27 protein-coding genes are annotated in these 26,529 nt (G+C 45.0%); 6 read left to right on the forward strand and 21 right to left on the reverse strand.

All coding sequences use genetic code 11. The features are described 5' to 3' along the window. Window positions 1-3: 3 nt before the first annotated feature. From ccmE to ICN46_RS04555, 11 genes are all read right to left on the reverse strand, one after another. Window positions 4-435: a cytochrome c maturation protein CcmE gene (ccmE, locus tag ICN46_RS04505; protein WP_216205103.1), complete on the reverse strand. Its 432-nt coding sequence runs from the start codon at window positions 433-435 to the stop codon at window positions 4-6. Next, window positions 432-623 carry a heme exporter protein CcmD gene (gene ccmD / locus ICN46_RS04510; protein WP_255538742.1) on the reverse strand — a complete coding sequence of 64 codons (192 nt, stop codon included), beginning with the start codon at window positions 621-623 and terminating at the stop codon, window positions 432-434. Before ccmD ends, ccmE begins: the two co-directional genes overlap by 4 nt. Continuing rightward, on the reverse strand, window positions 623-1,399 hold the full coding sequence (ccmC, locus tag ICN46_RS04515) for a heme ABC transporter permease CcmC (RefSeq protein WP_216205106.1): 777 nt from the start codon (window positions 1,397-1,399) through the stop codon (window positions 623-625). The genes ccmD and ccmC overlap by 1 nt, the downstream gene beginning before the upstream one ends. Next, entirely contained in the window at window positions 1,396-2,061 is a 666-nt protein-coding gene (gene ccmB / locus ICN46_RS04520; RefSeq protein ID WP_216205108.1) for a heme exporter protein CcmB, read from the reverse strand. Before ccmB ends, ccmC begins: the two co-directional genes overlap by 4 nt. Beyond that, window positions 2,058-2,711: a cytochrome c biogenesis heme-transporting ATPase CcmA gene (gene ccmA / locus ICN46_RS04525; RefSeq protein WP_216205111.1), complete on the reverse strand. Its 654-nt coding sequence runs from the start codon at window positions 2,709-2,711 to the stop codon at window positions 2,058-2,060. Before ccmA ends, ccmB begins: the two co-directional genes overlap by 4 nt. Window positions 2,712-2,778: 67 nt before the next feature. Then, window positions 2,779-3,378, reverse strand: coding sequence for a NapC/NirT family cytochrome c (locus ICN46_RS04530; protein ID WP_216205113.1), 600 nt, complete (start codon window positions 3,376-3,378; stop codon window positions 2,779-2,781). Window positions 3,379-3,429: 51 nt separating this feature from the next. Continuing rightward, the gene (locus ICN46_RS04535; protein ID WP_216205118.1) at window positions 3,430-5,787 is read right to left on the reverse strand and encodes an MtrB/PioB family decaheme-associated outer membrane protein; all 2,358 of its coding nucleotides are present in this window, start codon (window positions 5,785-5,787) and stop codon (window positions 3,430-3,432) included. 30 nt (window positions 5,788-5,817) lie between these two features. Then, entirely contained in the window at window positions 5,818-6,795 is a 978-nt protein-coding gene (locus ICN46_RS04540; RefSeq protein WP_255538743.1) for a DmsE family decaheme c-type cytochrome, read from the reverse strand. A 57-nt stretch (window positions 6,796-6,852) separates the two neighbouring features. Continuing rightward, complete coding sequence (locus ICN46_RS04545) at window positions 6,853-7,209, reverse strand: c-type cytochrome (protein ID WP_216205121.1); 357 nt, start codon at window positions 7,207-7,209, stop codon at window positions 6,853-6,855. A 143-nt stretch (window positions 7,210-7,352) separates the two neighbouring features. Continuing rightward, window positions 7,353-8,000: a response regulator transcription factor gene (locus ICN46_RS04550; protein ID WP_216205125.1), complete on the reverse strand. Its 648-nt coding sequence runs from the start codon at window positions 7,998-8,000 to the stop codon at window positions 7,353-7,355. After that, window positions 7,997-10,027, reverse strand: coding sequence for a PAS domain S-box protein (locus ICN46_RS04555; protein ID WP_216205129.1), 2,031 nt, complete (start codon window positions 10,025-10,027; stop codon window positions 7,997-7,999). Before ICN46_RS04555 ends, ICN46_RS04550 begins: the two co-directional genes overlap by 4 nt. Window positions 10,028-10,159: 132 nt before the next feature. Between ICN46_RS04555 and ICN46_RS04560 the strand changes: the two genes are divergently transcribed. Next, on the forward strand, window positions 10,160-10,360 hold the full coding sequence (locus tag ICN46_RS04560) for a hypothetical protein (RefSeq protein WP_216205131.1): 201 nt from the start codon (window positions 10,160-10,162) through the stop codon (window positions 10,358-10,360). An 18-nt stretch (window positions 10,361-10,378) separates the two neighbouring features. Here ICN46_RS04560 and ICN46_RS04565 read toward each other — a convergent pair whose 3' ends face one another. The 6 genes from ICN46_RS04565 to ICN46_RS04590 form a co-directional block, all read right to left on the reverse strand. Then, the gene (locus tag ICN46_RS04565; RefSeq protein WP_216205134.1) at window positions 10,379-10,945 is read right to left on the reverse strand and encodes a hypothetical protein; all 567 of its coding nucleotides are present in this window, start codon (window positions 10,943-10,945) and stop codon (window positions 10,379-10,381) included. 91 nt (window positions 10,946-11,036) lie between these two features. Then, a complete protein-coding gene (locus ICN46_RS04570; RefSeq protein ID WP_216205137.1) occupies window positions 11,037-11,492 on the reverse strand; it encodes an OB-fold nucleic acid binding domain-containing protein in 456 nt (151 codons plus the stop codon). Window positions 11,493-11,544: 52 nt separating this feature from the next. Continuing rightward, window positions 11,545-14,235 carry a bifunctional acetate--CoA ligase family protein/GNAT family N-acetyltransferase gene (locus ICN46_RS04575; protein WP_216205141.1) on the reverse strand — a complete coding sequence of 897 codons (2,691 nt, stop codon included), beginning with the start codon at window positions 14,233-14,235 and terminating at the stop codon, window positions 11,545-11,547. A gap of 160 nt (window positions 14,236-14,395) precedes the next feature. Next, entirely contained in the window at window positions 14,396-15,256 is an 861-nt protein-coding gene (locus tag ICN46_RS04580) for a metal-dependent hydrolase (RefSeq protein ID WP_216205144.1), read from the reverse strand. 166 nt (window positions 15,257-15,422) lie between these two features. After that, window positions 15,423-16,403 (reverse strand): quinone oxidoreductase family protein, encoded by a 981-nt coding sequence (locus tag ICN46_RS04585; protein ID WP_370625480.1) that lies wholly within the window; start codon window positions 16,401-16,403, stop codon window positions 15,423-15,425. Between the two features lie 90 nt (window positions 16,404-16,493). Next, entirely contained in the window at window positions 16,494-17,060 is a 567-nt protein-coding gene (locus ICN46_RS04590) for a phasin family protein (protein WP_216205147.1), read from the reverse strand. Between the two features lie 211 nt (window positions 17,061-17,271). Here ICN46_RS04590 and ICN46_RS04595 point away from each other — a divergent pair, with 211 nt between their 5' ends. The 4 genes from ICN46_RS04595 to ICN46_RS04610 all read left to right on the forward strand — a co-directional run bounded on the left by ICN46_RS04595 (window position 17,272) and on the right by ICN46_RS04610 (window position 21,192). Further along, on the forward strand, window positions 17,272-18,363 hold the full coding sequence (locus tag ICN46_RS04595) for an NHL repeat-containing protein (protein WP_216205150.1): 1,092 nt from the start codon (window positions 17,272-17,274) through the stop codon (window positions 18,361-18,363). 60 nt (window positions 18,364-18,423) lie between these two features. Next, window positions 18,424-19,128 carry a substrate-binding domain-containing protein gene (locus ICN46_RS04600; RefSeq protein ID WP_216205154.1) on the forward strand — a complete coding sequence of 235 codons (705 nt, stop codon included), beginning with the start codon at window positions 18,424-18,426 and terminating at the stop codon, window positions 19,126-19,128. 64 nt (window positions 19,129-19,192) lie between these two features. Continuing rightward, a complete protein-coding gene (locus tag ICN46_RS04605; protein WP_216205156.1) occupies window positions 19,193-20,800 on the forward strand; it encodes an MFS transporter in 1,608 nt (535 codons plus the stop codon). Between the two features lie 14 nt (window positions 20,801-20,814). Continuing rightward, entirely contained in the window at window positions 20,815-21,192 is a 378-nt protein-coding gene (locus ICN46_RS04610; RefSeq protein WP_370625481.1) for a hypothetical protein, read from the forward strand. A 16-nt stretch (window positions 21,193-21,208) separates the two neighbouring features. On the opposite strand, the gene ICN46_RS04615 is transcribed toward ICN46_RS04610, so the two are convergent. Beyond that, the gene (locus ICN46_RS04615) at window positions 21,209-22,183 is read right to left on the reverse strand and encodes a dienelactone hydrolase family protein (protein WP_216205159.1); all 975 of its coding nucleotides are present in this window, start codon (window positions 22,181-22,183) and stop codon (window positions 21,209-21,211) included. Window positions 22,184-22,245: 62 nt separating this feature from the next. Between ICN46_RS04615 and ICN46_RS04620 the strand changes: the two genes are divergently transcribed. Further along, window positions 22,246-23,283 (forward strand): alpha/beta fold hydrolase, encoded by a 1,038-nt coding sequence (locus ICN46_RS04620; protein ID WP_255538745.1) that lies wholly within the window; start codon window positions 22,246-22,248, stop codon window positions 23,281-23,283. A gap of 24 nt (window positions 23,284-23,307) precedes the next feature. Here the strand turns inward: ICN46_RS04620 and ICN46_RS04625 are convergent, their stop codons facing one another. From ICN46_RS04625 to ICN46_RS04635, 3 genes are read right to left on the reverse strand one after another with little or no spacing between them, the layout of a single operon-like run. After that, window positions 23,308-24,324: a D-2-hydroxyacid dehydrogenase gene (locus ICN46_RS04625; protein ID WP_216205166.1), complete on the reverse strand. Its 1,017-nt coding sequence runs from the start codon at window positions 24,322-24,324 to the stop codon at window positions 23,308-23,310. Between the two features lie 14 nt (window positions 24,325-24,338). After that, entirely contained in the window at window positions 24,339-25,124 is a 786-nt protein-coding gene (locus ICN46_RS04630) for a class II aldolase/adducin family protein (RefSeq protein ID WP_216205170.1), read from the reverse strand. A gap of 59 nt (window positions 25,125-25,183) precedes the next feature. Continuing rightward, window positions 25,184-26,527: an MmgE/PrpD family protein gene (locus ICN46_RS04635; RefSeq protein ID WP_216205172.1), complete on the reverse strand. Its 1,344-nt coding sequence runs from the start codon at window positions 26,525-26,527 to the stop codon at window positions 25,184-25,186. Window positions 26,528-26,529 lie beyond the last annotated feature (2 nt).

Raw genomic sequence — 26,529 nt, forward strand, 5'->3', positions numbered from 1 at the left:
CCATTATTTGGCTCCGTTTTTCTGTGCTTGCTCTAGGGCATGTTTTGCCTCTGGCGGCATGTAGTTCTCATCATGCTTAGCCAAAACTTCGCTAGCAATGAACTGTCCGTCCGGATTGAGTCTACCTTGGACTACCGCACCCTTACCCTCTTTAAATAAATCAGGAAGAATGCCTTTATATGAAACGGGAATCTCTTTAACCAAATCGGTAATGATGAAATGCACAACCAATTCATCACGCTTGAGCGAGCCGTCTTTCACCATGCCGCCAATACGAAATGTTTGGTCTTTAGGGGCTTTACCAGCAGCAACTTCACTGGGGGTCACATAAAGCGCAATATTGCTATTTAAAGCATTCAGAATCAGAACTGCAGCAATGGCTAATGTCGCTAAGGCCCCAACAATAATCAGCGCCCGTTTATGTCTTGGTTTCACTTCATTCCTTCTTTATCGAATTTCTCAGCACGAATCTCGCGCTGCAATCTTTGCAAAATTGCCTTGCGGCGAGCGTTAATTGCAATCGGCTCTAGTACCAAAATCAGTGCCGCAACACCAAAGCTACTCCATACATATAGAGCATAGCCACCCATCGCGAAAAATTCTGCTGGTGAATTCCACATCATTACCGCACCTCTTCCAAAGCTCTAACCCATTCAGAGTGAGACTCACGTTCCAAAATAATCGCCCGCACTCGCATCAATGCAATGGCAATTGAGTACATCCAAAAACACAAAGCGATTAGGAGCATGCCCCATAGCATGGTGTGCGCCATCGAAGGTGATTTATTAATGGAAACTGAGGCGCCTTGGTGCAAAGTGTTCCACCACTTCACCGAAAAATAAATAATCGGAACATTGACAACACCAACTAAAGCTAAGATTGCGCCGGCTTTATCTGCACGACGCGGATCATCAATCGACGCCTGCAAAGCCATAAAACCAAGATACAGAAAGAGCAAAATTAATTCGGAAGTTAAGCGGGCATCCCATACCCACCAAGCACCCCACATGGGCTTACCCCAGAAAGCACCAGTCCACAGTGATATGAAGGCCATCAAGACACCAGTAGGCGCTAAAGCTTGAGCCATCATGGCAGATAGGCGTGTATTAAACACCAAACCTAAGCCAGCCCAAATCGCCATCATGATGTAGATAAACATCGACATCCACGAAGCTGGTACGTGTACAAAAATGATGCGGTAGCCTTGTCCTTGCACTGCGTCTACTGGGGCAACGAAGAAGCTAATCCATAAACCAGCAATACCGAAAATGATTGCGAGCACCCAAAAGAATGGAATCAACTTTCCAGCCAACGGATAAAAAGTGGCGGGACTGGAAAACTTAAACCAATTGACTAACTGGTTACTGTGGCCAGAACGACTATCAATAACAGAATTCATTCGATTGCAATCCTTACTGCAGCGGTGGTTGCCCAGGGAGCAAAAAATAAAGCCAAGACTAGCAAAGCGGCTAATAACGAATAATGTCCGCCCACATCAAGTCCAACACTTTGCGCATAGACAGCGCCAGCGCCAAAAATGAGCACCGGAATGTAGAGAGGTAAAACTAAAAGGCTTAATAACACTCCTCCTCCACGCACACCTAGAGTCAATGCAGCGCCAATTGCTCCAATCAAAGACAAAATCGGTGTACCTATTAATAGTGTCAAAATCACAGTTCCTAAGGTGCTGGCATCCAGATCAAACTGAATACCTATCACTGGCGACAACAAAACCAACGGCAACCCACAAACCAACCAGTGTGCAGTAATTTTACCCCCCACGAGTAGGGCTAAAGGCGTTGGAGAAAGTGACATTTGCTCTAAGGTGCCGTCAGCAAAATCGGTAGCAAAAAGACGTTGCAGCCCTAACATGGTCGAGAGCAAGGCGGTGACCCAAATAACCCCAGGTGCAATCTTACGCAGTAATGCTGTGTCAGCCCCAATACCCAGGGGAAATAGGCTAGTCACAATCACAAAGAAGAACAAGATCGTGAGCACTTCGCTCTTGCGGCGCATTACCAAGAGTAAATCACGCTGAATAACAGCCAAGAATGCGCTCATAGCTGCACCACCCTACCGTTAGGCATTGGAATCTCTTGATGACTAGTCATAATTGCCATACCGCCGCCAGCAATGTGCTCACCAATCAGCTCAGACAGCATTTCAATAGCACGCACATCCAAAGCGTTAAAGGGCTCATCCAAAATCCAGAGTTTTGCCTTGCGCAATAGCAATCTGGCCAGAAGCACCCTACGCTTTTGGCCAGCAGATAAACAATGGATAGGAAGATCCTCCCGCCCTCGCAATCCAAAGCGATGCAATGCGAGCAAGATTTCGTCTTCAGAAACAGCTAGACCATCCAATGCAGTGGCTATGGAAAGGTTCTCAAGCGCAGTGAGATCTTCTTTAAGAGAATCACGATGACCTAAGAAGAGTAAATTACGGCGATATTCGGAAGGATCGGTCGCAATAGACTGATTATTCCAAGAGATTGTTCCTGCTGCTGGTATAGAGAGTCCAGCTAGTAGGCGTAGCAAGCTTGTTTTACCAATGCCATTTTCGCCGCGGACATGTAGCCACTCACCCGCTGAAATTTGGAGCTCCAGCCCCGTAAAAAGAGTGCGCTCTCCCCGAATGCAAGTTAATGCCTCAGCGCGGAGGGAGGCTTGATTTAAAAGCAAATTGGAGGGGGCTGGGATATGAACTGTCATGAATAGAAAATGGCCGGGATTGAACCATCCCAGCCATTGTCCAAGAGCCTTAACAGGCTGTCAAACGTTAATCTTCATCTGGCTCTTCGTACTCTTTTGGTAACTGATGTGCAATACCCTTATGGCAGTCAATACAGGTCTTACCAGCCTCTTTTGCCTTCATGTGCTTCTTATAAGGGGTTTGCTTCTGCAATTCAGGGCTCATCGCATCAAAATCATGGCAGTTACGGCACTCCCGTGAATTATTTTCCTTCATGCGAGCCCACTCATGACCAGCTAATTCCATGCGTTTTGCCTCAAACTTCTCGCGCGTATCGATAGAACCAGTGATCTTGCCCCAAACCTCAAAGGCAGCCTTGGACTTACGAATCATCTTATGAGTCCAGTCTTTTGGCACATGACAATCAGAACAAATAGCGCGCACGCCACTGCGGTTACTGTAGTGAATCGTTTCCTTGTACTCCTGATACACGTTGTCACGCATCTCATGGCAAGTAGTACAGAACTCCAAGGTATTGGTCATCTCCAAACCAGTATTGAATGCACCCCAGAACAAAATACCCGAGATAAAAGCAACGGAGAAAATGGCCAGGATGGAATACTTGGCACTAGGCTTCTTGACGAAGGCCCAAAACCTCTTAATGGCGCCTGGTTGTTTGGTATCCATAATTTAATCCGTTCTTTTATTTAAAGGTATTCCGAAAGCAAAAATCAAACATCAATCAAATGTGTAGGTGTAATTAGCGGAGATTACATTTACGCTATAACCATTCGAACTCTGATTGGTCGGCATAACGCCAGATGGGGTATAGCCGACTTGATAGGGGTTATTCAGCCAATCATTGCTATACAGGTGCTGATACCAATACATTAATCCCACCTTTGAATTCTTATCTAACTGGTAATTTCCGCCAAGTTTGATAGCTGCCATATTATTTTGAATGCCTGGCAGGATTCCACAAGTTTGAGTCGTAGCCGCAGAGCAATTACTGCTAGATGCCGATCCTGCGTATTGAGTATTTGTACTGTAAATAGAGTTGGCTAATGAAACTGTGGCATCGGCAGTTAGCAATAGTTTGCCATCTAGTAATTCTCCTTGGCGCACACCAACACCAAAGGTAGTAGCGTTGGTTTTTAAATTATTCTGCCATGTGGTCAGTGCCGTAAGAGCTCCAGCCGTATAAACAGTATTTGCATTTGATGCCGAGCGCTGTTGATTTTGCTGCGTTACATAGGCCACTAAAGAACCGGCTTCGGCATAAGCATAGGTGCTATCTAGATTCAAACTCCATGAGTAGCCATTTTGAACACCATAAGTGGAGTCAGGGTAGATATCATTCGTATACTTTCCACCCACGGTAAAGGATAATTTATCGTCTGCCTGCCAGGTTGCATTAGCTTTTCCAACAAATTGTTTGCGTGATGCTTCAAAAAATGGTTGGAATCCCAATACATTTCCGCTGTTATAGCCAACGGGTTGAGCTGATGGATAACTAATTTCAGTGGCAAGTGGTAGTGCAACTATTGCATTTTGATTCCACTGGGTTTTCCGATTACTATATCCACCAGCAAATTTAAGACTCACCGACTCAGAGGCTTTAAGCTTATAAGTTAAGTCAGCCTTATTTTCATTACTAGATGTAGCTGAAACACAACTAGCGCTGTTGTAATAAGAATTGTAGGTGTTAAGCCCGCCCGTAGCGCTTGTGACCGTTGTCCCCGGTGTTCCGTACTGATTACACCAACGATCAACAGCATTGTTTGCCAAAACCAAACCAACTCGCTGATCTTTAGTTATGCGATAGTCACCTGACAGTGCTAACTGGTTTTGCTTGAAGCTCATTGGTGTATTAGGAATCTGCCCACTATTAGGCGCTGCAGCAATCGAATTAAAGTTATACATGTTTGATTGCGATAAATTATCTCGCTGATCAAATTTCGCCATAGCGCCCAACGTTAAATCCTTGATCGATTGATCGGTCAACTTGACGTCTGCGTGAGTGGTATTTACTAAGCCATTCATTGAAGCCGCTGGCAGCGTGCCAATGACCATGCCTGGATCATAACTACCAGAGTAACCTTGATTTTGAGTATTTTGACCTGCCGATAAATTAGCCGTTAGTTTTGTCTTATTTGAGAAGTCATAACCACCATTGAGATTGAGTTGATTGAAAGCATTCGATGGCATTGTGCTCATTGTTTGTATCGGAGTTGTGGTGCCACCAGCAGATTTATTAATCACTTGCCAATTTACGCCGTTATATCCATCATTAAAAAATGAACCAAAATAAGAGGCGGTAAAGTGTGCATTGTCATTCTTCCAGTTAGCTGCAAGATTGACAGTGTCAGTCGTATAGTTTGTAGGGTTAGGTAGGATTGAAATTGCAGAGCCATTTCCAGAGGAGGCGCCCGTTGGAATTGTTGCTCCAGAGAAAGCCTGTAATTTTGCCCCCGTCTGAATCAAATTGTTATATTCAAATGTGAAATTAAGATTTTTATCGACAATTGCAGCACCGCTAACTGTGGTGTTATATCTGGTTGTTGAAATGGTCATCGCCCCTAGGTTGCCTGGAATCTTGCTGGCGCTATCAACAATATTTGTATTTTGTAGGTCACTTGGCAAAACAAACCTATTGCCACCCATAGTCCCTTGATAGGGCGTTTGATACGAATTAGTAATGTTGTGCTGGAGCTGATCAAAGTTCACTCCAAAATTCCAACTACCCTGATCGGCAATCGAGGCATTGGCTGATCTTGACGTTAGGCCAAGATTATCTCCAGTTACAGACCAACGAGTGGTTTCACCTTGTTCATTATTCGTATAGGCACTGCCTCCACGAACGTTTAGAGCGCCATTGGGGTATGCGCCAGACGGATGGCCATAAAGACCGTTATATTCACCAAATTTTGCAGAATTTTGGTCTACCCCGATCACCTCAACCTGAACGGTACTTTGTGGCTGAGTTAATGCTTTGATTTCCTCATCATCTGCCATCGCAGAGCTTACTGCGAATAATCCGAGTACGCCCAAAGTAATTGCGCTTAACTTTAAATTAAATTTAGATCCGTTTTTCATCACAAGCCTCTTATCTGTCAACCATATTCATTAACGTTGTAGGAATCCGCCAGCTGGACTATTTGATCCATGAACCATCACATGACAATTCATACAAGCTCGACCGGTATAGCTAGTGCTCGGGGAGGTGCCGGGTGCAACTTGTTTTCCACCAGCATTTAGACCAACGGGGGTTTTACTGTTATGAGGACCATCATGGCAGTCGTCACACAAGAATGGTGGACGATCTTTCAGCAATGGTGTGATATTGGAACCATGAGGTGTGTGGCAGTTTGCGCAGTTCTCAACCACTGGTTGATGTTCGAACAATACCGGGCCGCGTTTCTCTGCATGACAAAGGAAGCAGGTTTCATTCAGAGTATTTTTCTTGAGCAATGATGGGCCTGCAGAGCCGTGTGGGTTATGACAATCCGAGCACACTACTTTTCCTACCTCAATTGGGTGTGTAGAAGTTTTGTAGCTATCTGCACGTTGTTCTTTATGGCAGGCATAGCAAACTTGGGTTTGAGTCTTTTTAACTCTGACTTTATCTACCGGGTTATGTACTACATGGCAATCATTACAAGCCACATCGTTTACCTGATGTTGTGAGCCATTCCAATTCGTGCGTTTCTCCCCCTTGTGGCAAGTTTGGCAGCGATCCATACGTTCTGCACTTGGGCTCTTATCGTATACGCCCTTCTTAAATACAAAATCCGGGGAAGGGCGACCTTTGCCATCCTTATCACCAGCTAAGTGCTTATCACTTTGGCCGTGACAAGATGTGCATTGTGGTGTGCGAGCATCACCCTTCACACCATGCTTGGTTTGATAGATAGAAAGAACTGGGGCATTTTCACTCTCGTCGTGACACTTGGTGCATTTGGCATCTTCTGTAAATGCGGCTTTTGCAATATTCGCTTTTGACTGACCTAAATCAGGCAAGTTATTTTGTGCAAACGCAACGGGCGCCAAACCTATGGCACCCATTACTGCGCTTATTACTAGAAGTTTTTTGAAGATCTTCATTTGCATTCCTCGTGCTTACGATTTCGAGTGTTTTTTAGATTGCTTTTTTATTAATACTTACTGAGCCAAAATCCACTGAACCAAATTCTTGATTTGTTCAGGATCTTTTGGGGGTGATGTTTTAACAATCTTGTGTTCTTCTTCGTGGCCATCTGGAAACTTGGCCTTTTCACCAGAAGTAATATGATTAATTAATTTGGCTTCAGCACCTGGTTTGCCTTTGTATTTCTCAGCAACACTATGGTAGGAAGGACCATCTTTATCTTTATCGACTGCATGGCATTTGAAGCAGTTGTTTTGCTTAGCCAATGCCTTTGCAGCATCTGCATCAGGCGCAGCGTGAGCGAGTGATGTGAATACCAAAGCTGCAGCAGTGATTGCTACAGCACGGATGATTTGTTTAGCTTGTGTCATTTAATTCTCCTTTGTTCTAGCCTGGGAATGCCCAAGACTTCATTGCTTAAAGAGAATTTTATTTTTTGACGGGTCCTATAGATATAGGATTGCTAAGGTAAATAACTATAGGAATATTCCTATAGGAGATAGGACTAATCTGCCTATTTATCTAAATCTAGCAATTTGTGCTCAATGGCATAGCGAATCAAGTCAGCTTGGCTAGCCAAACCCAATTTAGAAAGAATGTGAGTTTTATGAGTGCTAATGGTCTTAATGCTGAGAGAGAACTCATCTGCAATATCAGTAAGACTGATCCCCTTCACAATGCGTACGAGGACTTCGTGCTCTCGATTGGAAAGCTTGCTATGCGCATGGGTGTGAGCAGCCCCAGGAGAGGCATCTGCAGCAAGTAATTCAGCAACTTTAGGGCTAATGAACATGCCGCCTGCTGCCACCCTCCGGATCGCAGGTAAGAAGTTATCACTATCTTCTTCCTTGGATAGATAACCAGATGCTCCAGCCCGAATCGCACGTACTGCGTATTGTTCTTCTGGATGCATACTGAATATCAAGATTGGTAACTTAGGGCGCTCAGCCTTAATCAGCTTGATTAGCTCAATACCACTTCTGCCAGGCATTGATAAGTCCAAAATTGCCATACTCCAATCCCGCTCGCGCACCTTCTCTAGCGCTTGGTTACCATTGGCAGCCTCGCCAGCCACCACCAAATCGTCGGTATCAGCCAATATCTTACGCAGACCATCACGGATGATGGCGTGATCATCGGCGACTAGTACTTCGTACTTCATCCATTAGCCTCGGTAAAAATTGGTGAATCAAGTGCAAATTCCACTCGGATGGTAACGCCCTTTAGCTTGCCATTGTCAATACTAAACTTTGCTCCAAGCGCATTTGCCCTCTCACGCATACTCACTAAACCAAATCCTCCAGACTTCAATTCGGGGGGTAGACCTACACCATCGTCAGAAATGAGGAGAACTAAATGGCCGCTATCTTTATCAAGAGAAATATTGACTGCAGTGGCCTGGGCATGTCGTGCAATATTAGTTAATGACTCCTGCACTATCCTAAAAAGTGCAGTCGCCAAATCTGTATTGCTAACGCAAACTTCCGCCTTCAACTCCAGATTGACCGGAATATGCGTACGCTTGGTAAATTCCCCCACAAGCCATTTAACAGCCTCCTCAAAACCTAGGTCATCCAAAATAATCGGGCGCAGCTCCGTAGAGATGCGACGTACCGATGAGATAGCGCCATCTAACTGCTGTTTCATCTCAGTAATACGCTCAACTGGAGGTAGTTGGCCATCTTTCACACGATTACTCAGCCATGACAACTCGAGCTTGAGTCCCGTTAATTGCTGACCTAAATCGTCATGCAACTCTCGAGCAATTCTGGTTCTTTCTTGTTCGCGAATATTTTCCAAGGATTCTGAAAGACCCCGTAGCTGAAGATTCATTTCGCGCAACTCAGTTTCAGCCTGACGCCTTTCGGTCACATCCCGAAGAACCGCAGTTAACTGCTTTTTACCATTGATCACTGTCTGAGAAATTGTAGATTCAATCGGAAACTCTGTGCCATCAGACCGAAGACCAACAATACCCAATTGCGGCCCCATGGTTCTTGACCCACTATCTGTTTTTTTGAATTTCTGCACATGGGAGTGATGGGCACCACGAAAACGTTCTGGTAGCAACACCAGCAAAGATTGGCCAATCACATCCTTTGCTCGAAGACCAAACATGCGCTCAGCCGATGGATTAAATAAGATGATATTTTGCCCCTCATCTACCGCAATGATGGCGTCCATCACTGATTCAATCGTATGTTGATAACGATTGTGTGCGGCACCCAACTGATCAGCCAATTTCTGTTGGCGTACCGCCTCTCGAATCAATAAAGCTGCGGCGGCGATAATAAAAAGGCTTACTAATACAGCGCTCATCACAATTGGGATAGCCGTCTCACGCCAAGAAGCTAGAGCCTCTTCTTCATCATTTGTTACTGAAAGAAATAGTGGGAATTTAGGAACAGCACCTAAGGCAAAAATCTCATCCTCACCACTACTTTTTTTATGACTTGAAAATTGAATTTTTCCAGGCGCAATATTAGGGGGAGACTCTCCAAGCTCTGGCGCCCTCTCACCCATCAAACTCTCTCGATGCGGAAAACTTGCCAACAAAACACCATCATCACGATAAAGTGAAACTGGCCGAGGGTAATCCAACTTCAGTAATTGATAGATATCCTCGAAATGAGCAATATCAATTGCACCAACAACAACGCCCTTAAACGCGCCATCTTGATCTTGAATTTTCCTAGCAAGATACAAGGTCCATTCTTTTTTCTGTGGATCGCGAAATGGCTTACCGATAAAAAGACCCTTGTCCTTTTGATTCAGAAAAGCCTTGAAGTAATCTTGATTAACGGCAGATATCTTTTTACTAGGGAACTCAATAGAAGAGTTGGCCAGCCTTCCATCCGAATCAATCAGAAACAAGGCATCTAACTGGCGCATTCCCAATACCCGTGTGCCTAACAACAAGTGGACCTCGAGACTGTCTAGGGGAAACTGAACACCAAATACAGAATTCAATCGATCCTGTACTCCCCTCAAGACAAGATCAGCGCTCTCAAAACTGCGCTCAGTCTGCTCTACGAAGATTTTGGTAATCCCAACGGTTTCCATCCGCGTGTGAGCTAACTCGCGTTTACGCAAGTCCCATAACAATAAGCTCGTAGACAAGGCTACGATGACAATCGTGATAGTGGCAAAAAAGCCAATGGGATAGGCGGGACGCCCATGGAAATTCATGGTTTTATCTTAACCGATGGATGCGCATTTGATCTATATCAATAAGTAGGGATGTATCTCCATGGCCCCTATAGAAAGCTAAATTTCAATGCCTATACTTAATTGTCGGCTTAGGAATGGAGAATCCAGCAAATGAAAACTTTAATGTGCCCTCGATTAAATGAGGAAGTGCGCGTCGATATTACACAAGAAAACTGCATCACATTTCATGAATGTTGTGATGATGACGCCTGCCCGTTGGCTGGTAATTTCTCTACAGCAGTAGCGAGCCCCAGAAAAAATGAAAGCTATACCCCATCTAATTCAGTCTGTAAGTTTGGAGATATTGCCTAGTTTTTGCATAAACCTACTTTAAGCCTCTTGCCCAATCCCCCTTCTAAAAACACTCGGTAAGGTGTTGAGCTCACGCTTTAGATCATCTACCTTTTGTTGAATAAATTGATCAACCAACTTTAAGTTCTTATCCTGAAGTTTGATTAAAGTTTTAATTTCTACCTCAGTAAAGGGCGTTTGCTTTAGTCGCTCTTCTACCACGAAGCTTGGCACTGAGAAAAATCGTCTACTACCCTCTGTCTGCACTAGCCTTCTATATGAGAGCGCCAAAGTCTGTAGCTCGCTTTTTTTAATACTGCCTGACACAAATCCTAGATAGGCACTACCAAAATGTCCAATGAGCTGAGAGTCAGATTCAAGCTCAATTGGCAATATCACCAAAAGCGCTGATTTATCAAACCTTCTAATCCAATAGTATTTGAGTAACTCGATGAGACTAAAACTCTTAATGGGCTTTCTAGAACAAAAGGCGTTATCGCAAAAGTAACTAGGAATAGCCTGCACTGACAAACCATAGATGGAGCGCAAGGCGTCTTCTAAGCTTCGCCTGGGATCATCTAAAGCTGGTTCAAAAAAGAGATACATTCAGACTCCTACTGGTCTTGAAAAATGTACTCCCTATATTTTGCTAGATATTGATATAGCTCAAACTTATAGCCTAAAGTTCGCCATAGGGCTATTTAGCGCTAACTGAGGCTTCCTCCATGATGACCTCGTAAGCATAACCATGACCAAAGTCCTTATCGGTACGAACTATGCCCCTCGCGATAACCACGGCACCAACCTTGGCCTGATCCTTGGTGGTGAGCACTAAGTCATTATTCTTAGCGGCAGCGGTACCAGACCCATCGCGCAAATGAATCCAATTTTTACCCATAATCTCCGGGCTAAATTTAACCACCTTGCCTCGAACTACTACCGGCTTATCCTTCAAGATTTTTGATTGGTCAATAATTTCAGCAACCGTATAGGCATTAGCACCGACAGCCTTAGCCACATTGACATCACCTACCTCGGCAGCGCTAGCAACTGCGCCATGAGGTGAGCTCCCATGGGGATTTACCATCGGAGCATCAGCGGCATAGGCTAGAGAAGTGAGGCTAAATAAGGCAGTAAGTAACAATGTTTTCATAATATTTACCAGTCGAAGTGTGTTTAACGTTTAGTAGCTATCTTAACCACACCTACAAGGCATGGGTCACAATTTTGAAATCAGGATCCTCTTCAAATTCTTTCACCCTATATCCAAGGCCTGTCATTAACTTTAGCATTCCAGGATTATTCGCCAAAACTAAGCCATCAATTTCCTTCAAGCCTTTGTCGCGAGCAACATCCATAATGCTCAACATTAAACGGGAGCCTAAACCTTTCCCGCTAAATTCGTCAGCTACTAACAAAGAGAACTCACAACTTACGACATCGGGGTTGGTGATATAGCGCGAGACCCCAATGATTCTTTGGGTTTCAACTGAAACACCTTCTTCATTCGATTTGCGCTCCTTCAAGATAGCGACTAGAGCCATCTCACGGTCATAGTCAATTAAAGTGAAGCGTGAAAGCATCGCTGGAGATAACTCAGAGATAGTAGCCACAAAACGGAAGTACCTACTCTCTGGAGATAAGCCGGCCACTAACTGCTGCAACATATCGGCATCATCTGGGTGAATTGGTCTAATGACATATTCTCCACCACCCTTCATCGGCCAAATCTGTTCATAGCGTAGCGGATAGGGCAAAATCGCTAGATGGCTATACACGCGTGATTGCCCATCTACCGGTTGAGGTGGGCGATCAATCACAATGCGTGCGTCAACCGCTACAGCGCCAAATTCATCAACAATGATCGGATTAATATCCATCTCACGCAATTGCGGTAACTCGCAAGCCATTTCTGAAACGCGTAATAGAACCTGTTCAAGCGAAGCAACATCAACTGCACTCGCTCCACGCCACTCCCCTAAAGTCTCAGCAACACGTGAGCGCTCTATTAATCGGTGTGCTAGGTATTGATTTAGTGGCGGTAGTTCCATCGTGCGGTCATTGAGTAACTCGATCATGGTGCCACCAGCACCAAAGGCAATCATCGGCCCAAAGGGCTCATCCGTCACTAAACCAATATAAAGCTCACGCCCGCGTTTACTACGCGCCATTTTTTGAACAGTAACCCCATTAATCCGAGCCTTTGGAGCCAATACTGAAACAGATTCAATGATGCCGTTATATACATCACGAACACCAGCTGCGTTCATGATATTAAGGGCTACGCCATTCACATCTGACTTATGACTAATGTCAGGTGAATCAATCTTTAAAGCAACGGGGTACCCCAGCTGAGTGGCAATCATCATAGCCTCAGTAGAGCTGGTGGCTAATATCGTTTGAGTAACCGGAATATGGAATGCAGCAAGTAATGCCTTTGATTCCATCTCAGTCAATATGTTGCGCCTCTCGGCAAGGACATTCTCGATTAACAGGCGCGCGCCCTCCACGTCAGGCTTAGCCAAATTTGAAAGTGGTGGCGGTGTTTGCTGCAATAAACGCTGGTTTTGATAGAAGCTGGCAATATTGCCGAAAGCGCCAACCGCTGCTTCAGGTGTTCTAAAGCTTGGGATCGTTGAGTTAGCAATCAGCTCGCGTGCGCTAATTACTGAAGAATCACCCATCCAACAACACAATACAGGTTTGCTGATATTTGACTTCACATCCACTATCGCCTGCGCAATAGCTAAACCATCAACACCCAATTTTGGAGAATAAATTACCAGCAAACCATCAATATCTTTTTCTTTATTGGCAGCCTCAATAGCAGCGCGATATTGCTCTGGCGTTGCCTCTTCAGAAAGATCAATCAAGTCACTTAGGGAGGCATGTGGCGAGACGATAGGCTTTAGTGCCGCGACTGCCTCAGGAGACAACATCCCTAACTCCAGATGAATTTCATTAATCCAATCTGCAGCTAAAACACCTGGGCCCCCACCATTAGTGATGACTGCTAAATGCTTGCCCACTGGGCGATAGCGCGATGCCAAACATTTAGCGGCTGAGAATAGCTCAACAAAAGACCGCACCCTAACGGCACCCGCACGTCTCAGAGCCGCATCAAATACCTCATCACTACCAACAATGGCGCCGCTGTGAGTTTGTGCAGCCAGATTCGCAGCCGATTTTCTACCTGCTTTTAAAACCACTACCGGCTTAGCTCTCGCGGCAGAACGTAATGCACTCATAAAGCTACGTGCATTAGAAATACCTTCGAGATAAATCACAATACTATGTGTGCGTGAATCTGATGCCAAATAATCAAGCACTTGGGCAATATCAACGTCAGAGTTAGGGCCCAGTGACACCACATTTGAAAACCCCACTTGATTTTGTTTGGCCCAATCCAAAATAGATGCTGTCAATGCACCTGACTGGCAAATTAATCCTACTGGTCCAACTGCTGCCATCGGTCCGATCACGCTGGCATTAAGTTGTAGTGCTGGCATTTGGAAGCCCAAGCTGTTTGGCCCCAAAAGATGAATACCATGACGATGTGCCGCCTGATGAATTTCCGCAGCCAATCCGGAAGATATACCGGTTCCAATCACTAGGGCGGCCTTACATTTGATCCTAGCCGCCATATCTAATGCAGTCACAATACCCTTCTGTGGCAGCGAAATAATCGCCAACTCCGCTTTGAGCTTACCTAATTCCAGCAAGGTATCGGGAGCATAAATATTCAAATACTGAAGAGTGCCTTTAAATTTCTGGGCATTGAGATCTTGCGCTAAATCCCGGGAAAAAGGACTTGATCGGATCGAATCATCCGCCTCACCGACAAATACCACAATGCTTTTGGGCTGAAATAAGTAAGAGAGGTAATGTTTGTCCATGGCTATCAATCAATTCCCGTTTAGCTTCTAGTATCAGATAGCCTCGAGCGAACGGATTTGATATAGAACAAACTTTAGTGCACTGCGGCATAAATTCTTCCGCCCCATAAAAAAACCCTGCGGTTTACGCAGGGTTTTGATCGTTCGGGCAAGGTTTGCATTAAAACTGAACTGTCTGCCCCTCTGTCATAGGAATGATCTTGATTGAACTACCCTTCATCGCCTCCTGGAACTCAGCTACAGTGCCTTTGGCCAGGGGATTTGAGTTGTAATGCATCGGGATTACCATCTTTGGTTTAACCCATGTCTTCAAGGCATACGCAGCATCCTCTGGTGCCATGGTGAAATTACCCCCAATCGGAATCAACACCAAATCAGGTTTGTAATGTTCGCTGATAAATTTCATATCACTAAAAAGTCCGGTGTCACCCATATGCCAGATTTTGAAACCGTTCTCTAGCTCAACAATGAAGCCCATCGGCTCACCGGCTGGATGAGACTCCAATTTATCAGTCGCTGGATTTTTCCAAACCAATAATGAAGAATGCTCTGCCTGTACTGCAGTCACTTTAATGCCAGGCACTGGAGTAACGCTACCCGTTTTATTGAAACGATGGCCAAGATCTGCCGGCAAAACCCCCAAGGTGTTCAAAGGTGTGATCATGTCTGCAGGGCCGTATAGCTTGGTGTTAAACATCTTAGCTAGTGCTGGCGCATCGCCCAGATGATCAACGTGAGCATGCGTCACCAACAGCACATCAACTGGCCCGATTGCGGATAAATCATTTTTATACATTGGAGGTGTTTTAGGTCCACCAGTGATCCATGGGTCAATCAGAATCATCTTGCCATTAGGGCTCTTGATACGAAATGCCGCTTGACCAAGCCATAAGACCTCAGCCTTACCCTGTGCGCCGCTAGTAGTGGAGTTCTGCGCTTGCGCACCAGCAGCAGCAAAGGCTAGTAATAAGCCAAGCATTAGGGTGGCACCTACAGAACTTTTTAACAAATGAATACGCATGAACAAATCTCCCAATATATTTTTATAAACCTGCCAAAACTATATCCCAGAAAAGGACATCTGACTTATATGGCAATGCACCAAATTAAGCTTGACTGGGGACGCTAAAGAAAAAAGCCCCGTAATATCACGAGGCTTGATATATCCATAATCACCCAGGAAATCATCAAGGGATCATCACAATGGCGCCCGGTACCTTTCTACCTTCAGCAGCTTTATGAGCCTCGGCGGCCTGCTCCAAGCTAAATTTAGCGCCGATCTGCACTTTGACGGCACCACTAGCAATTGCCTCAAATACAGCACGAGCATTTTCTTGAAGTAGTTCTGGTGTTGCGTTATGAGGAAATACGGAAGGCCTTGTTAAAAATAGACAGCCCTTCTTGTTCAAAATTTCCGGTTGAATCTCGGGGGCAGGTCCTGATGCAGCGCCAAATAGGGCAACAGTCCCAAAAGGAGCTGCGCAATCCAAGGAGCCCATAAAGGTATCTTTGGCTACTGAGTCATAAACAACATTTGCTTTACGTCCACCTGTAGCCTTGAGCACCTCTTCCACCCAATTAGGCTTCGAATAATCAATTACTGCATCGCATCCAGCCGCTTTCGCTGCAGCCACTTTGGCCTGCGAACCGACAGTGCCCACAACAAACGCACCCATTGCTTTTGCCCAGCCAGCAACGATCTGCCCTACCCCACCTGCAGCGGCATGGATCAGCACTACATCCCCAGCCTTCACTTTGTAGGTTTTTTGAACAAGATACTGCGCAGTCATTGCTTTAAAGAAAATGGCTGCTGCCACCTCATCCGAAACATCGCTAGGAATGGGAACTAATTTATCAACAGCAACATTACGATGACTAGCATAAGCACCAATTCCAGCATTCATATAGACAACGCGATCGCCCACCTTAAATCTGGTCACGTCATCGCCAACCAGCTCCACAACACCTGCAGCCTCATGTCCAAGACCAGTAGGTAGTTCGAGTGGATAGATACCGGAGCGTTGGTAGACATCAATAAAGTTAAAACCGATCGCTGTTTGACGAATTTGTACCTCACCCTTACCAGGTGCGGTTAATTCTTTGTCAGTCAATTGAATAACGTCAGCGATTCCCAATTCTTTGAGAACGACCATTCGAGCAGTTGTCACGTGTCACCTTATGTACTTTTATTGAAAAAAATATCATACCTTAATAGCAATGAATGCGTGATACCTATCCAATACGAGCCTATGGGTACTTTAAGGGCGCTTATTGGTCGAGGTCTTAGGTACCTTAGCCTTAGCAGTACCAAGGTTAGACATATTCTCTACGCTCTTTTCAAAACTATTGAAGGAATCGGCCATTGCAGCTCGCACTAATTCAAAATTTTGCAGCGCAGTGTTGAAGGATGTTTTAAAAACAGAGACATAAGCTTCGGAACCTGGGGGCGCATTATTTGTAGCTTCATTTACAAAATGAATAAGGTCCACTTTTGACTCCTCAATCATAGATTGAGCAATCCGGCTCAGCTCTTTATTGCCGCCACTGAGCACACCCATTAACTTAGCTTGATATTCGGAAACTTCTTTCGCAGCATCTTGTAACACTTCGGCATGTACATCATCAAAGGCAGCTTTAGGGTCTTGGGTTTTAAGTAGTGCCGCAACTTTTTTCTGGAAGAGGCTGGCCAACTCTTGGGCGGCCTGTTGATTGATTTGGGTAATTGCCTGAGTACTCTCGATCACGACCTGGCCCACAGCCTTAGATACCTCAATGCTCTTTTGCTGTTTAGCCATTGCATTTAAATCAAATGGGCTCTTGCTCATCAAAGTCTCCTCAGTTTTGGTCAATCAATGTCATCAAAAACAATCTACTCTTGATTGAATTGCTTTCTTATAGAGACATACCACTAGTAGCTCTCAAGTTATGTGAACTGCATTTTGATTCTAGGGGAATACCCCTGAACTTTGGCTTGCTACTAATGGTTTTGAGCTAAGCTTCTGGCAATAAAAAGAATTATTAAAAGGAGACTTTTACATGAGCGCATTTATTCGCCTTTCATTGTTGGTTCTAATGTTGATCGCTGGTGGAGCAACGCTCGCACAAAATTCTCCCACCACAAAAGCACCTCAATACAAAGTTGACCCCAGCTGGCCAAAACCCTTGCCAAATAACTGGATCTTGGGGCAAGTGTCCGGTGTTGCAACCGATGTGAATAATCATATTTGGGTTATTCATCGACCATTAACATTAACCGATGATGAGAGGGGTGCGACATTAACTCCAAAACGCTCTAAATGCTGCATACCTGCACCTCCAGTTCTGGAGTTTGATCAGCAAGGAAACTTATTACATGCTTGGGGCGGTCCTGGTGCTGGGTATGAATGGCCCAAAAATGAGCATGGTATTTACATAGATCCAACCGGGAATGTTTGGGTTGGTGGTAACGATGTGACTGATCACATGATTTTGAAGTTCACCCCCCAAGGAAAATTTCTTTTGCAAATCGGCTCATCAGGAAAAAGTTTGGGAAGTAATAGCACCTCACAGCTTGGTCGCCCCGCCCATATGAATGTAGACCCAGTTGCCAATGAAGTTTATGTTGCCGATGGCTACCTTAACAAACGCGTGATTGTTTTTGATTCCAACACCGGGGCTTATAAGCGCCATTGGGGCGCTTATGGCAATACACCCAGCGATGAGAAGATGGATGGCTTTAATCCCAAGTCATCGCAATTTTCCAACCCAGTGCATTGTGTTCGCCTGATGAAAGACAACACACTTCTTGTTTGTGATCGTGCCAATAACCGCATCCAGGTTTTTGAAAAGAATGGCAAGTTTATTCGTGAGATGGCTTATGAAATCGATACCAAAGGCTCAGGGTCTGTGTGGGATCTCATTCCGTCAGACGCAAGCCAAAAATATATCTTGATTGCCGATGGCACCAATAATGAAGTTGCTGTTCTAGATCGCGCGACTGGCCAGAAAGTCGGCTCTTTTGGGAGGAGCGGACGAAATGCAGGCGATTTTCACTGGGTTCATAACATTGCCGTAGATTCAGACGGCAGCGTTTATACAACTGAAGTCGATACTGGTAAACGGGCTCAACGTTTTATTCGAATCAAATAAAGGTGCAGATTGAAATACATTATTAGTATCATTGCTACTCTATTTATTAGTTCATCAGCCATGGCACAACTCACCGTAATGATCTCTGGCGGCTTTAATGGGCCATACCAGCAAATGCTTCCCCATTTTGAAAAAATGACTGGAATTAGCGTGAACACCCTCTCGGGAGCATCTCAAGGCACTGGCCCAAAAACCATTAAAGCTCAGCTCAATAAAGGCATTGCCACAGATATTGTCATCATGTCGAGAGAGGGTCTTGCCGAACTGATGGAGCAAGGAAGAATTATCCCTGGAACGGATGTTGACCTAGCAAACGCCCCCCTTGGTGCAGCAGTGCCTAGTGGCAGTCCAAAACCCAATATCGGCACCATCACAGCATTTAAGCAAAGCCTAATTGATGCCAAGTCCATCGCAGTACCAGGAAGCACTAGCGGCATCTATCTCACAAATGAACTATTTCCTAGTCTTGGTGTGAGCAATCAAATCTCAGTCACAGTAACAGAGCGTGGCAGCCAGGCAACTACACTATTGGCAGCAAAGCAAGTGGCGATGGCGGTACAACCTACTAGCGAGCTAGTGAATGTTGCCGGAATTGATTACATTGGCCGCCTCCCGCAAGAGCTTCAGTTAATTCAGACTTTTGCTGCGGCTATTGTGGTGGGCTCAAAAGAATCGGCATCTGCTCAAAAATTCATCCAACTTTTAAGCTCTAAACAGTCAGCCCAAGCTATCGAAGATGGCGGGATGGACCTCATCCGGCGATAAAAGTAGTGTTGCCTAGAGTGCGGCAGCATACTCAATCTGGGTAGCTTCAAGTAAAATTGGCGCTATGAACACGCACATCCCGTTGTTATCCAAATTACCGGTATGGCTAACACCCCTTAAATTCCCCGCCTTTAGGGCGCTATGGTCTACGTGGCTTGTCGCCAATATCTGTATGTGGACAAACGATGTCGCTGCAGCTTGGATGATGACCTCGCTGACTACCTCGGCGACGCTGATCGCCTTAGTGCAAACCGCATCTAATTTGCCTGTGCTGTTGTTGGGTGTACCTTGTGGTGCCTTAGCGGATATCTTGAATCGCAAGCGCTTTTTAGTATTTACTCAGCTCTGGGTTGCAGTTAATGCAGTCCTATTATTTATATCCTCTACTTTTAACCTGCTGGATCCCGGCCTGCTCCTCGTACTCACTTTTGTTAATGGAGTGGGTTTAGCAATGCGCTGGCCAGTCTACGCCTCCATTGTTCCTGAAATTATTCCGAGAGACTCTCTTCATCTCGCACTGGGCATGAACTCCATCGCAATGAACACCTCCCGAATTTTGGGTCCATTGATTGCCGGACTGATTATTGCCAGCTTTGGTACTGAGTATGTCTTTGCACTCAACATGATTCTCTCTTTGGGCGCAACGTGGATTGTTGTGAAATGGAAGAACCAGAGCTATGTTTCCACGTTACCAGGTGAGCGCTTCTTTGGCGCCATGCGACTTGGTGCACAATATATACGTCAATCTAAGCCAATGCGCTCCATCTTGCTTAGATCATTTTTGTTCTATACCCAATCTTCATGCTTGCTTGCGCTTCTACCAGTGATTGCTAAAGATCACTTTGAAGGTAATGCCAATACATTTACGTTATTGCTATCCTCTTTAGGATTCGGAGCAATTCTGGCTGGCTCTCAGCTCCAGCATCTTAGAGTGCGCTGGAAACCTCAACAACTAGCAAACTATGGAATTATTATCCTGTCGCTCAGCTCCGTTGGCGTAGTGCTTGTTCCTGGCATTTGGTATGCACTCCCATTAATGGTAATTAGCGGCATGTCTTGGTTTTGTGTTGCAAACACTCTTGGCACCTCCTCCCAACTATCTTTACCAAACTGGATTCGGGCTAGAGGCATGTCCTTTTATCAAATGAGTCTGATGGGCGGTAGCGCTATTGGCGCATTTCTTTGGGGGAAAATTACTAGCTCAAGCAATGTCACTGCAAGTGTTTGCATTAGCGCAATCTTTGGTCTCATTGCCTTAGCCGCTATTCGTAAGCATCGAATCGATGGCTATGCCGGTGAGGATCTCAGTCCAGTTTGCCCAATTGAACGACCTCATCCAGCCAGAGATATCGATCCTGATGAAGGGCCAGTGATGATCTCTATGGAGTACCACGTGAATAAAGGTCATTCGGAAGAATTCAAAAAGTTAATGGCTAAGACGAGAAGATCCAGACTCAAGCAAGGTGCGTTATCTTGGAGTCTATTTGAGGATGCCGAACACGCTGGTAAGTTTTTGGAATATTTTGTATTCGAAACCTGGGCTGATTACCTTAGAAGATTTGATCGCTTCACTGCTGACGATTTAGCGATGCAAGAGGAGCGTCATCGTTTTCATATCGACTCAAGCCCCCCTAAGGCAACGAGGCGCATAGCCTCTGCCATTAAGAGCTAATTAGAGCACTTAAAGTGAAAGCACTAAATGCTAGCGAGCTGATGGCAATGGCCACTGCAAGCCACGCCACTTCAAAATGCGCTACCTGCAATGCGCTTATGCGACCTGGCTGGGAATCGGTTCCAGGAAGCTTTCCTCTCAAATCATTGCGACTGCTTGGCACACTGCGCTCAGAAGATGCCCCAGAGATTTGGGAAGAATATCATCCGCATGGCACGCATTCGTGGTCTCCTGATGCTCCAATAGCAATTGGCTTCTATCCTTACAATCGATGTGATGTATATGAATGCATTGACTGTAGTCGCAAATATCTTCGCTATGGGGAGTATGGAGGCTATTACATTGACGAACGCATCAGACCCCTAAACTTCAAGCTCATCGTTCAGATTTAGCAGCAGTTAACGACCGCTATTTAAATAACTGCAATAAGGTGGCGTCAATTCGTTGCGCTGCTTTTTGAGTAGCTTCCTCATCTATACCGGTATGCGGGCCAATTTGAACACAAGCATCCGAATACTTAAACTCTTGATTAGTTTCTGCATTCACTAACAAACCCTTAGTTTTTTCAATAATTCGACAATCTCTTACTGTCTGAGCCCCTTTAGAAACAGTAGGCGGTCTTGCACCCAAGGGTGAGTCAAAGGCATGCGGTCCAAAATCATACTCATTTAGCTCCACCTGCTGGTTTGCAGCTTTTAACTTTGCGACATAGGGCCTGCAAGAGTCTAATGGGTTGTAATCATCAGCTTTGCCATGATGCAACTGAACCAACTTACCAGTTGTCTTTTCATCGTCAATATAACTCGTCCCGCAGTCTGCATAAAACGGGATGTGAGCTGCAAATTGGGTTCCACTGTTATTCCAGGTGTCATTAAAGCGCTGAATACTAGAAAACAAGGCGGCCTGACCTCCTCTAGAAAATCCCATCATCACGAATTTATTGGCATCTAAACGCGGGTGCTTACCCAATATCTCCATGGCTCTGTAGCTATCTAAAATCAGATTTAATCTACCAAGCAATCCTTGGTTTGGACCAACCACTGTTAAACCTCTGCCAGTAAAACCATCTAAGCTAAAAGTCGCATAGCCCTCAGATAAAAAATGATTTGACCAAAAATCAACATTAGCCCCTATGCCACTAGAGCCATGAACTAAAAAGATAACCGGAATTTTTTCACTTACTGGCTTAGGCGGAAATCGGAGAATGCCACCGACCAGCACCTCTTTACCATTTTTATCGCCAAGCAAGAATTGCTTGTCAGTTATCGTAAGTGTAGGAATCGAATAAATCTCAGAACGCGCAGCGATACCAGTTAAATCAGCGGCATAAGTCGCTATAGAAAATAGAGTTAAAGTAGTGGTGAATATATGTTTGAGAAACATCCCCAATCTCCTTGTATAGTTTTATAAATCTAATGCCAAATACTACATCTAACGGGAACGCAATGAAAAGACTCCTCTTGGCCATTCTCCTAGGGCTTAGCAGCCTGTCATATGCGGTCGACTACTCCAATCAAAAAGAGGGGGTGTGGGTTGCAAAAGATTTTCAATTCCATACTGGGGAGAGCTTTAAGGAGCTCAATATTGGTTACATCACGCTTGGTAACCCAAATAACCCGGCTATTCTTATTTTGCATGGCACTGCAGGATCGGCTAAGGGTATGCTCAACAAAGACTTTGGTGAAGAACTCTTTCAAGCAGGCCAAGTGCTCGATGCAAATAAATACTTCATCATTATTCCGGATGCAATCGGCGTCGGTAAATCGACCAAGCCCTCTAACGGCTTAAGAACTCAGTTTCCACAATATAACTACGACGATATGGTGCAAGCCCAATACAGACTAGTATCTGAAGGATTGGGCATACAACATCTAAAACTTGTATTAGGCAACTCTATGGGGGGCATGCAGACTTGGCTCTGGGGCATTGAGCACCCGAAATACATGGACTATCTGGCACCCATGGCATCCACCCCCAGCGCAATGTCAGGACGCAATTGGATGATGCGCAGGTTTATCTCTGAAGCCGTTCGCCGCGATCCTGACTGGAATAATGGCAATTATCAAACGCAACCCAAGAGCGCTCAATTTGTGAGTGTTTTTTATGGAGCCGCCACTGCGGGTGGGAATAAACGATTGCAGTTCTTAGCCCCTAATAGTGAGAAGGCCGATGCCATCATTAATGAGCGCTTGAGTGCGCCATTCACCATGGATGCCAACGATTTTCTATACCAATGGGAATCTTCTAGAGATTTCAATCCAGGCGAGCGGGTAGCCCAAATTAGGGCAAAAGTATTAGTCATCAATGCTGCAGATGACGAAAGAAATCCGCCTGAACTGGGAATTATGGAAAAGCAGCTGAAGAAAATAAAGTCAGCGGAATTATTCTTAATTCCTTCAAGCGATCAAACTTCGGGGCACTCCACTACTGGCCAGGCTAGATGGTGGAAAGACAGGCTTAAGCAATTTCTAGAGACTCATTAACAAGGCAATGAGTCCTTGATTGATTCAGGAAGACTGAATGGTATTTTTAAGAACTTCTCCATGCGCGTAACGCAATAGGTTTTCAACGAACAGATCTAAAACCCTACTTTCATTGCCTGCAGAGTGCCCTGCTGAATGAGGGGTAACGATCACCTTATCTATGCTCCAAAGCGGTGAGTCTAGGCCTAGGGGTTCTGAGGCGAAAACATCCAAATATGCACCAGCTATTTTTTTAGCAGCTAATGCTTCTATTAAGTCTGGCTCGCAAATGATCTCACCGCGTGCAATATTAACCAGGTGAGCTGCATTAGGTAGCAATGCAATCGTTTCCTTGTTGAGCAAATGATGCGTCTCTTTACTCAGAGGACAGGCCAAAATGAGCCAGTTTGCCTTAGGTAGCAAATCCCTCAATTCTGAAAAATGCCGGTCTTCAATACCAAGCTCTGCCACATAATCTGTGTGCTGCGAAAAACCTATACGAATCACATGCAATCCCAATAGACAAAGAATTTTTGCAATCCCATTGCCAATCGGGCCTCTGCCAAGAATAACGGCAGTTTGACCAGCCAAATCCGGTGGTAGCGGATAGTTAATTAATGAATCCCAGCGCCTCTCAGACTGCGCCTTAAGCATTTTTGGAAATTCTCTTGCCAGCATCAGAACGCCAGCAATAGCATTTTGCGTCACAATCTGCGCATTCACACCAGAGGATCCGGAGATCACAACGCCACGTTTCATCAAGTCTAGATAAATATGGCGGTCAGCCCCTGCGGAGTGCAGTTGAACCCAACGTAAATCTTTCGAACCTAGTAGCAAATCATAAAACGCCTGCGTATAGGCTGTAATGTTCTGCTTGGTAGAAGTAGATGTTACATCTCGCGAAATCAGAGCCACATCAAATTCAGCGCCGGGAGCAACATTACTGCTAGACAATAATTCATAAGATAAATCAGTACGCCCCTCAAGCCTAGAGTTCAAATCCACCAATGCAACTTGACTCACTAAAATACGAATTGGCTTTTGAAGGTCTTTGAGGATCATATCAATACAGCCAATTAATCCCTAAAACTTGGGTCTAAGCGATCCAGCATTCTCAATAAAGCTGGCCACTCCATCAAGCCATAAGGACGACGCGTTTGTGGCTGGTAATTCATATAAGTCTCTTCCAGAACGGCTTGAGGCACTGCCTGCAAAGGTGTATTACAAGCCATCGCAGCAAGTTGAGCGCGACATGAAGTCTCTAAACGATGCATCCAATTAAAAGCCTCGCCCGCTGTTCTACCCAAAGTTAAAAGACCATGATTACGCAAAATCATCGCTTCTGATGTACCCAAATCTTGAACCAATAACTCTTGCTCAGACATATCCAAAACCACGCCCATATAGTCGTGATAGCTAATCTTCAAGAATCGCATGGAGGTTTGATTAATCGGCAATAAGCCACATTTCAAAGAGGAGACAGCCATACCGGCGGGAGTATGTGTGTGAATGACGCAATTCACCTCTGGCCGCGCATGATGAACAGCGCTGTGCAAAATATAACCTGGTTTATTAAGGCCATAATTTAGCTCACCAAAATCAGGCTTAGATAATATTTGGCCATCATGATTAATTTTAATAAAACATGAAGCAAACATTTCCTCATACATCATGCCGTATGGATTGGTGAGAAATGCATTATCTTCACCAGGAACGCGAATTGTTACGTGATTTGCCATCATGTCAGACATTCCATAATGAGCAATCAACCGATAGCAGGCAGCTAAATCAACCCGAGCGTTCCACTCCTCAGGACTGACTTGGTTTTTCAAAGAAGGTAATTGCAAACGACCTGGATTCATATCTAACATCCCTTACTGAAAGAGCTTAAGTTTAAATATTTCGTCTGATATTAGGGTATTTACGACCAAGATTGAGTCAAGTGTCGTACCGATGTTGACTGAGTCAAAATCTGTGCAGACAGAACCTGCGCTCTCTCTACGCCGATCCTCGGCTCTGTTAACTCATTGAACTTATCCAACAACTCTTGATCGGTGAGCGGCTCATCAGGGTCGCCATGGCGAGTGAGTTGATGATGGGTATAAATCTCTCCGTCTTGCATTTCGATTTGAACTTTAGCAGAGCGATGGACGGGGAATTTATCAGTGCATTCTGAATCAATGGATAGCTTGATCTTATCCTCGAGCGCATAAATATCAGGACTCTTTAAGGCGTCTGGTAAGAATGCCTTTTCCCGAACTCGTCCGAGAATAATTCTTGCAGCGACCGTATAGGTCAAACTAAATTTCGCCTCAAAAGGCGTAGTGGGGTGAACATATCGACAGACCTCATTAGTTGCCCGATAAACCCCCACCCTAATTTCTTTAATCTTCGCTACTTTTACTGCATGTTTGCTTAATAAATTAGCGACTGCATCAATTGCTGGAAAATTATGACCGCAACACCCATGGTTCTTAAAGGTCATCTGATCAATGTTCCAGGTGGAGCCGAGATTATCAAACAGTTCATGCCATCGAGGGCCATCACAAAGAGCAGCGCCAAACCCTGCATCTCCCTCTAATAAATCTGGAGTACCAGTCATGCCAGCCTGAGCCACTAGCGCAGCATTTAATCCAACCTCAGCTGCGTGCCCAGGGTGCATTGGCTTTGTCATGGAATCAGACCGAAAGGCTTGCTGCAGACCACTTGCAAATGTTCCGGCCGTAGCAAGTGCATCGCATGCTTGTGCCGCATTGAGATTGAGTAAATATGCGCAAGCTGCAGCGGCCCCAAACACACCAACGGTTCCTGTCGTATGGAAAAATTGATAGTGACTAGGTTGAATAACTTTACTAATCCTGGTGGAAACCTCGTAGCCAACGATAATTGCAGTAAGCAGCTCTTCTATGGAGTCATTGCGCTGCTCAGCTAGAGCAAAAACAGCTGCAATCGTTGGGCATGCAGGATGGAAAGCGCCATCACGAAAAATATCGTCAAACTCTGCGATGTGGGAGATGGTCCCATTCATAAATGCTGCAGCCCTAGAAAATACTTTTTGATCAATGCCAGCTATCGAGCACTCTCCAGCACCAAACTCCTCTGCATAGGCAGATCTGAGTCTGATTGCAGCATCAGTATCAGAGCCAGCAATCAGTGCGCCATGCCAATCCAATAGTGCTCTACGAGCACTATGCATTGTGTGCTGAGTAAATGAAGTGCGGTGACTCGCCTCAATAAATTGGCCAAACTCTTGTAATAAAGTCATAA

This window comes from Polynucleobacter sp. Latsch14-2 (assembly GCF_018881925.1).
Lineage (GTDB): Bacteria > Pseudomonadota > Gammaproteobacteria > Burkholderiales > Burkholderiaceae > Polynucleobacter.

Bases quoted from the DNA above. Each gene is read 5' to 3' on its own strand.
- ICN46_RS04625 (WP_216205166.1), bottom strand. From the start codon at position 24,324: ATGATCCTCAAAGACCTTCAAAAGCCAATTCGTATTTTAGTGAGTCAA.
- ICN46_RS04635 (WP_216205172.1), bottom strand. From the start codon at position 26,527: ATGACTTTATTACAAGAGTTTGGCCAATTTATTGAGGCGAGTCACCGC.
- ICN46_RS04545 (WP_216205121.1), bottom strand. From the start codon at position 7,209: ATGACACAAGCTAAACAAATCATCCGTGCTGTAGCAATCACTGCTGCA.
- ccmC (WP_216205106.1), bottom strand. From the start codon at position 1,399: ATGAATTCTGTTATTGATAGTCGTTCTGGCCACAGTAACCAGTTAGTC.
- ICN46_RS04560 (WP_216205131.1), top strand. From the start codon at position 10,160: ATGAAAACTTTAATGTGCCCTCGATTAAATGAGGAAGTGCGCGTCGAT.
- ccmA (WP_216205111.1), bottom strand. From the start codon at position 2,711: ATGACAGTTCATATCCCAGCCCCCTCCAATTTGCTTTTAAATCAAGCC.
- ICN46_RS04555 (WP_216205129.1), bottom strand. From the start codon at position 10,027: ATGAATTTCCATGGGCGTCCCGCCTATCCCATTGGCTTTTTTGCCACT.
- ccmB (WP_216205108.1), bottom strand. From the start codon at position 2,061: ATGAGCGCATTCTTGGCTGTTATTCAGCGTGATTTACTCTTGGTAATG.
- ICN46_RS04570 (WP_216205137.1), bottom strand. From the start codon at position 11,492: ATGAAAACATTGTTACTTACTGCCTTATTTAGCCTCACTTCTCTAGCC.
- ICN46_RS04595 (WP_216205150.1), top strand. From the start codon at position 17,272: ATGAGCGCATTTATTCGCCTTTCATTGTTGGTTCTAATGTTGATCGCT.
- ICN46_RS04600 (WP_216205154.1), top strand. From the start codon at position 18,424: ATGGCACAACTCACCGTAATGATCTCTGGCGGCTTTAATGGGCCATAC.
- ICN46_RS04630 (WP_216205170.1), bottom strand. From the start codon at position 25,124: ATGAATCCAGGTCGTTTGCAATTACCTTCTTTGAAAAACCAAGTCAGT.
- ICN46_RS04565 (WP_216205134.1), bottom strand. From the start codon at position 10,945: ATGTATCTCTTTTTTGAACCAGCTTTAGATGATCCCAGGCGAAGCTTA.
- ICN46_RS04580 (WP_216205144.1), bottom strand. From the start codon at position 15,256: ATGCGTATTCATTTGTTAAAAAGTTCTGTAGGTGCCACCCTAATGCTT.
- ICN46_RS04550 (WP_216205125.1), bottom strand. From the start codon at position 8,000: ATGAAGTACGAAGTACTAGTCGCCGATGATCACGCCATCATCCGTGAT.
- ICN46_RS04575 (WP_216205141.1), bottom strand. From the start codon at position 14,235: ATGGACAAACATTACCTCTCTTACTTATTTCAGCCCAAAAGCATTGTG.
- ICN46_RS04605 (WP_216205156.1), top strand. From the start codon at position 19,193: ATGAACACGCACATCCCGTTGTTATCCAAATTACCGGTATGGCTAACA.
- ICN46_RS04535 (WP_216205118.1), bottom strand. From the start codon at position 5,787: ATGAAAAACGGATCTAAATTTAATTTAAAGTTAAGCGCAATTACTTTG.
- ICN46_RS04540 (WP_255538743.1), bottom strand. From the start codon at position 6,795: ATGAAGATCTTCAAAAAACTTCTAGTAATAAGCGCAGTAATGGGTGCC.
- ICN46_RS04530 (WP_216205113.1), bottom strand. From the start codon at position 3,378: ATGGATACCAAACAACCAGGCGCCATTAAGAGGTTTTGGGCCTTCGTC.
- ICN46_RS04615 (WP_216205159.1), bottom strand. From the start codon at position 22,183: ATGTTTCTCAAACATATATTCACCACTACTTTAACTCTATTTTCTATA.
- ICN46_RS04620 (WP_255538745.1), top strand. From the start codon at position 22,246: ATGAAAAGACTCCTCTTGGCCATTCTCCTAGGGCTTAGCAGCCTGTCA.
- ccmD (WP_255538742.1), bottom strand. From the start codon at position 623: ATGATGTGGAATTCACCAGCAGAATTTTTCGCGATGGGTGGCTATGCT.
- ICN46_RS04590 (WP_216205147.1), bottom strand. From the start codon at position 17,060: ATGAGCAAGAGCCCATTTGATTTAAATGCAATGGCTAAACAGCAAAAG.